General features: G+C 74.5%; 5 protein-coding genes and 1 pseudogene. 3 read left to right on the top strand and 3 right to left on the bottom strand.

Annotated features, from left to right (window positions below; genetic code table 11):
- Positions 1–269, bottom strand: a pseudogene (locus tag HGA02_RS11650) (dipeptidase); the annotation flags it as partial.
- 32 nt (positions 270–301) lie between these two features.
- On the opposite strand from HGA02_RS11650, the gene HGA02_RS11645 reads away from it, so the two are divergent.
- Positions 302–901, top strand: a complete 600-nt coding sequence (locus HGA02_RS11645; RefSeq protein ID WP_124342481.1) for a DUF3043 domain-containing protein — start codon at positions 302–304, stop codon at positions 899–901.
- Positions 902–964: 63 nt separating this feature from the next.
- A complete protein-coding gene (locus HGA02_RS11640) occupies positions 965–1,975 on the top strand; it encodes an aldo/keto reductase family protein (protein ID WP_168679149.1) in 1,011 nt (336 codons plus the stop codon).
- 78 nt (positions 1,976–2,053) lie between these two features.
- Here the strand turns inward: HGA02_RS11640 and yczE are convergent, their stop codons facing one another.
- Both yczE and HGA02_RS11630 read right to left on the bottom strand, forming a co-directional pair.
- On the bottom strand, positions 2,054–2,713 hold the full coding sequence (yczE, locus tag HGA02_RS11635) for a membrane protein YczE (protein ID WP_343035453.1): 660 nt from the start codon (positions 2,711–2,713) through the stop codon (positions 2,054–2,056).
- Entirely contained in the window at positions 2,710–2,901 is a 192-nt protein-coding gene (locus HGA02_RS11630; protein WP_168679148.1) for a hypothetical protein, read from the bottom strand. Before HGA02_RS11630 ends, yczE begins: the two co-directional genes overlap by 4 nt.
- 61 nt (positions 2,902–2,962) lie before the next feature.
- On the opposite strand from HGA02_RS11630, the gene yczR reads away from it, so the two are divergent.
- Positions 2,963–4,385 (top strand): MocR-like transcription factor YczR (gene yczR, locus HGA02_RS11625; protein WP_168679147.1); only part of this gene is annotated, 1,423 nt, incomplete at its 3' end.

Raw genomic sequence — 4,385 nt, 5'->3', positions numbered from 1 at the left:
ACCGCGGGGGCGCCGGTGCGGCCGTCGGCCGTCGTGACGGTGAGCACGTCGACCTCGTCGAGACCGGCACCGCGCAGGAGGTCGGCGACCGCGTCGGCGCTCGACCGCACGTGGGCCTGGTCGAACGCGGCGTTCGAGACGCTGGGGATGCGGACCAGCGCCTCCAGGTCCGTGCGGATCCCCGCGAACGCCGACGCGGTGCGCGTGCGCAGCTCGTCGAGGCGGGCGGTGGGGTCGGTCGGGGTCTCGGGAGCGCGCTGGTCGGTCACGGATCGCCACGGTACTCGACTACCCTGAGGGGGTGTTCGGACGCAGCAAGGAGCCCGTGAACGAGATCCCCGGCCTCGTGGAGTCGGCTCCGACCCCCGACCTCCCCGGCGGCAAGGGACGCCCCACGCCCAAGCGCAAGGAGGCGCAGGCCGCCAACAAGCGTCCCCTCGTGCCGCAGGACCGCAAGGCCGCGTCGAAGGCCGCCCGGGCGGCGCAGCGCGAGCAGCGCGACCGCGAGTACAAGGCCATGCAGACGGGCGACGAGCGCTTCATGCCCGCGAAGGACCGCGGTCCGGTCCGTCGCTACGTGCGCGACTGGGTGGACGCGCGGTGGAGCCTCGGCGAGCTGTTCCTCCCCGTCGCGGCCGTCGCGCTCGTCGCGCAGTTCGCGCTCGCGCAGACCGCACCGGTGTTCGCGTTCTACGTGATCGTCGCGCTGTACGTGTACGTGCTCGCCGCGATCGTGGACGGGTGGCTGCTGTGGCGCGGCCTCAAGAAGCGGCTGATCGCCAAGTTCGGGGAGAAGGCCGTGGTCCGCGGCACCGCGATGTACGGCGTCCTGCGGGCGTTCCAGATCCGCCCGTCGCGCATGCCGAAGCCGCAGGTCAAGCACGGGCAGAAGCCCGCCTGACGCGTCGCCCGGCGGTGCCCGGGCCGTGCGGCGCGGTCCGGTGACGGACGTAGGGTTGATCGCATGGTCAACTACCGCCACCTGGGCCGATCCGGCCTCAAGATCACCGAGATCACCTACGGCAACTGGCTCACGCACGGCTCGCAGGTCGAGAACGACACCGCGACGGCGTGCGTGCGTGCTGCGCTCGACGCGGGCATCACGACGTTCGACACCGCCGACGTCTACGCGAACACCGTCGCGGAGTCGGTGCTCGGCGAGGCGCTGAAGGGCGAGCGCCGCCAGAGCCTCGAGATCTTCACCAAGGTCTACTGGCCGACGGGCCCGCGCGGCGCCAACGACTCGGGCCTGTCGCGCAAGCACATCCTGGAGTCGATCGACGGCTCGCTCGAGCGGCTGCAGACCGACTACGTCGACCTGTACCAGGCGCACCGCTACGACCACGCGACGCCGCTCGAGGAGACGATGGAGGCGTTCGCGCACGTCGTCCGGCAGGGCAAGGCGCTGTACATCGGCGTGAGCGAGTGGACCGCCGACCAGATCCGCGCGGGGCAGGAGCTCGCGCAGGACCTCGGCTTCCGGCTCGTGTCGAACCAGCCGCAGTACTCCGCGCTGTGGCGCGTCATCGAGGGCGACGTCGTCCCGACGTCGCAGGAGCTCGGGCTGTCGCAGATCGTCTGGTCGCCGGTCGCGCAGGGCGTGCTCACCGGCAAGTACAAGCCGGGCCAGCCGGCCCCCGCGGGGTCGCGCGCGACGGACGAGAAGGGCGGCGCGCGCATGATCGGGCGCTTCCTCGAGCAGGAGGAGACGCTCGCCCGCGTGCAGGACCTGCGCCCGATCGCCGACGAGCTGGGCCTGTCCATGGCGCAGCTGGCGGTCGCGTGGGTGCTGCAGAACCCGAACGTCGCGTCGGCGATCATCGGCGCGTCGCGTCCCGAGCAGGTCGCGGAGAACGTCAAGGCGTCCGGCGTCGAGATCCCCGCCGAGCTGATGGCCCGGATCGACGAGGTCCTGGGCGACTCGGTCGTCACCGACCCCGCGGAGACCGCGAAGTCGTCGCCCGCGTCGCGCTGACGGCGCTGCGCCGACGCGCGCCGGCACGCACGGTGCCCCGTCCTCCCCGGTCTCCGGGCAGGGCGGGGCACCGTCGTGTCAGGCGGTCACCGGCTCCGCGGCCGGCTGCGGTGCGGGGTCGTCGAGCGGGACGGTGAACAGGCGCAGGAAGACCTGCGCGAGCGGACCGACGCCGAGCGCGTAGGCGAGCGTGGCCCACCCGACGGTGCCGCCGAGCAGCCAGCCGACGGACACGACGGCCACCTCGATGGTCGTGCGGACGAGCCGGACGGACTTCCCGGTGCGCGCGACGAGCCCCGTCATGAGTCCGTCGCGCGGGCCCGGCCCGAGGCGCGCGCCCACGTAGAGACCCGTGGCCACGCCGTTGAGCACGATGCCGGTCACCGCCAGGGCGATCGCCGCCGCGAGCGGCAACGGGTCGGGCAGGCGGTCGAGCAGCGCGAGCACCGGGTCGACGAGCAAGCCGATGACGAGGACGTTCGCGACGGTCCCGATCCCGGGCCGCTGGCGCAGCGGCCACCAGCACAGCAGCACCGCGACGCTCGTCAACAGCGTGATCGTGCCGAACGACAGGCCGGTGCGGTGCGCGATCCCCTGCGTGAGGACGTCCCACGGCATGCTCCCCTGCCCCGCGTGCACGACGAGCGCGATCGACACCGCGTAGAGCACGACGCCGGCGAACAGCTGGACGAGACGACGGACGGGCCGGTGCGCGAGGTCGCGCAGCGCGCCCCTCACAGGCCGGTCCGCACGCTCGACCGGACCTCGAGCATGCTCCCGGCGGCCCAGTCCGGACGGCAGGGCGGCGGGGGCCGGTGCCCGAGTCCGTCGCCGCGCACGAGGCGGGCGAGCGCGACGACGAGGGCGGCGAGGAGACCGAGACCGACGAGACCCCACACGAGGGTGAGGCCGAGCGCGTTCAACATGGCCTCATCCTCTCGATCGAGTGGCTACCGGGAACATAGCCACTTGTGGGAAAGTGGCTCCATGACGGTCTCGGACCTCCCCACCGACCGCCGCGTCGCCGGCGCCCGGGTCGCACGCCTGCTCGGCGCCTGGCAGCAGGGCGGACCCGCCTACACCGCCCTCGCCGACGCGCTGCGCGCCGCGATCCTGTCCGGCACGCTCCCGATCAGCACCCGCCTGCCGGGCGAGCGCGAGCTCGCCGACGCGCTCGGCGTCTCCCGCACGACCGCGACCGCCGCCTACGGGCTGCTGCGCGACGAGGGCTACCTGGTGAGCCGGCGCGGCAGCGGCACCGTCACCACGCTCCCGTCCGGTCCGGGCGCGCGTCGGCCGATGCCCGTCCTCGGCGGCGTCGACGACTCGCTCACCGACCTCTCGATCGCGGCACCGTCGGCGCCGTCGGCGCTGCACGGCGCCTACCTCGCCGCGCTCGACGCGCTCCCCCGCCACCTCGCGGGTAGCGGCTACGCGCCGCTCGGCCTGCCCGTCCTGCGCGAGGCCGTCGCCCGCTGGTACACCGAGCGCGGCACCCCGACCTCGCCCGACCAGATCCTCGTCACCACCGGTGCGCAGCAGGCGATCCACCTGCTCGTCGCGGCGCACGCCGGCCCGGGCGACCGCGTCGTCGTCGAGCAGCCGACCTACCCGCACGCGGTCGACGTCGTCCGTGCCGCCGGCGCACGACCAGTGCCCGTCCCATCGGGCGCCGACGGCCTCGACGTCGACCTGCTCGAGTCGACCGTCCGCCAGGTCGCGCCGCGGCTCGTCTACCTCATCCCCGACCACCGCAACCCGACCGGGACGAGCCTCGACCCCGACCAGCGCGCCGCCGTGCGGGCGATCGCACGACGGCACCGGACCACGGTCGTGGGCGACGAGGTGCTCACCGAGCTCACGATCGACGGCGACGCGCCGGCGTCCTTCCCGGGCGACGGCAGCGCGTCGCACGTGGTCGTCGCGATCGGCTCGGCCTCGAAGTCGTTCTGGGGCGGCCTGCGCGTCGGCTGGGTGCGCGCGCACCCCGACCTCGTGTCCCGGCTGGCGTCGGTGCGGGCGCACGTCGACATCGGCACGCCGCCCCTCGAGCAGCTGGTGGTCGCGGAGCTCCTCGCGTGCGCCGCCGACGTCCTCGCCGCCCGTCGCGCCGTGCTGCGCGAGCGTCGCGACCTGCTCGTCGGGCTGCTGCGCGAGCAGCTGCCGACGTGGGACGTGCCGGTGCCGGCCGGCGGGCTGTCGCTGTGGGTCGACCTCGGTGCACCCGTGTCGTCGGCGCTCGCGGCGTCGGCGCTGCGGCACGGCGTGCGGCTGGTCCCCGGCCCCGCGTTCGGCGTCGACGGCGGCCTCGAGGACCACGTGCGCGTGCCGTTCGCGGAGGCGCCCGACGTGCTGCGGCGGGGCGTCGACGGGCTCGCGGCCGCGTGGGGCGACCTCGGGTCCGTCGCGT

It is taken from the genome of Cellulomonas septica, assembly GCF_012396155.1.
Classification (GTDB): Bacteria; Actinomycetota; Actinomycetes; order Actinomycetales; family Cellulomonadaceae; genus Cellulomonas; species Cellulomonas septica.
The sequence above is the reverse complement of the archived record's forward strand: the minus strand, read 5'-3'. Positions and strand labels throughout refer to the sequence as shown.